This window comes from Alteromonas sp. BZK5 (assembly GCF_014349115.1).
In the GTDB taxonomy this organism is placed as follows: Bacteria; Pseudomonadota; Gammaproteobacteria; order Enterobacterales; family Alteromonadaceae; genus Alteromonas; species Alteromonas macleodii.
The window spans coordinates 1-1,394 of sequence record NZ_JACSOE010000253.1 but is presented as its reverse complement, the minus strand read 5'-3'; the positions used below and the strand labels follow the sequence as shown (position 1 = coordinate 1,394).

General features: G+C 45.6%; 3 protein-coding genes. All 3 read left to right on the top strand.

Translation table 11 applies throughout. The annotated features are described in order from the left end of the window. The first annotated feature begins 58 nt into the window (after positions 1-58). A complete protein-coding gene (gene tnpA, locus BIZ39_RS21755; protein WP_187448106.1) occupies positions 59-379 on the top strand; it encodes an IS66 family insertion sequence element accessory protein TnpA in 321 nt (106 codons plus the stop codon). Continuing rightward, a complete protein-coding gene (tnpB, locus tag BIZ39_RS21750; RefSeq protein ID WP_187448105.1) occupies positions 376-726 on the top strand; it encodes an IS66 family insertion sequence element accessory protein TnpB in 351 nt (116 codons plus the stop codon). The genes tnpA and tnpB overlap by 4 nt, the downstream gene beginning before the upstream one ends. Positions 727-812: 86 nt before the next feature. Continuing rightward, positions 813-1,394, top strand: a 582-nt coding sequence (locus BIZ39_RS21745; protein WP_187448104.1) for an IS66 family transposase zinc-finger binding domain-containing protein, incomplete at its 3' end; no start/stop codon positions are given.

Here is a 1,394-nt window from a genome sequence, read left to right as displayed (position 1 = left end):
CATTCAATTCATAAATTAGCTACGGCATGGTGTTCTCTTTTTGTTAAGGAGAATGACCATGCCGCAATATCAACGAAGAGAAGTGCAAGACTGGCTCAACTTATTCGAGCAGCAAAAGCAAAGCGGACTCACTGCGGTAGAGTTTTGTCGTCAGCAACAGATTAACGTTCAAACTTACTATACCCGACGTCGCGATATCCGGCTTCAACGAACAAGTAGCAAGTTTGTTCAGGTGAAGCGTGAAGTCACGAAGGTTGAATCCTACACCGAGGAAATGGGTGGCGAACTTCTCCTGCAACTCGGAGAGGTTCAATTGAGCGTGCCAACCAATATTAACCCTCACTGGGTTGCCGCTGTGATGAAGGCATTAAGCGAATGAAGATGTTCGTTGAGCCTGCCGACATTTACCTGTACATGGATGTCGTCGACTTCCGCAAATCGATTAATGGCTTAATTGTCGTCGTTGAGCAGGATATGAACCTGAATCCGTTTCGCGATGCACTGTTCGTCTTCTGCAACAAAAAGCGCGATAAGGTCAAAATACTCTATTGGGATAAAACGGGCTTCGCACTCTGGTACAAGCAACTCGAGAAGCATCGTTTTAAATGGCCTGTCGATGCGAACTTAAAACAGATGCATATGAGTGAACAACAGCTACAATGGCTGTTATCGGGCTACGATGTCATAGGGCATCAACCGTTGCATTACAACGCATCCGGCTTATAACCTGTGATCATAAGTAGCGATTAACGATCACGAAATAGTCTTAATAATGTAAGGTAATCAGCAGCTTAATACGGGATAATAGCGGTATGAACGAGAAAGAATACCAATCCCGCATCGCTGAACTTGAAGCGCTTCTTGAAGAGAAGAGCGCGCGGATTGCCTATTTAGAAGAACAGTTCCGTGTTGCCCAGCACAAGCAGTTCGGAAAAAGTACCGAAGGCCACCCAGGGCAAGGTGAGTTGTTCAATGAAGCGGAAGAGCTGGTTGTTGAAACTGAAACAGCTGAAGAAGCGATTAGCTACACTCGTAAAAAGCCGACACGTAAACCATTGCCTCAAGACCTGCCTCGCGAAGTTATTGTTCACGATATTAGTGACGAAGAAAAAATCTGTGGCTGTTGTTCGGGCGAATTACATCGCATTGGTGAAGATACGTCGGAGAAGCTTCAGTTTATCCCAGCTCAAGTAAGAGTGATTGAGCATGTTCGCCCCAAGTATGCATGTCGTACTTGTGAGAAAGACGGTATCAGCAACACGATTAAACAAGCGCCCGTACCTCACAGCGTGATTCCAAAAGGCTACGCAACGCCAAGCTTGTTAAGTCAAATCATCACCAGCAAATATCAGTATGGGTTACCGCTTTATCGACAAGAAGCGATGTTCAAACAG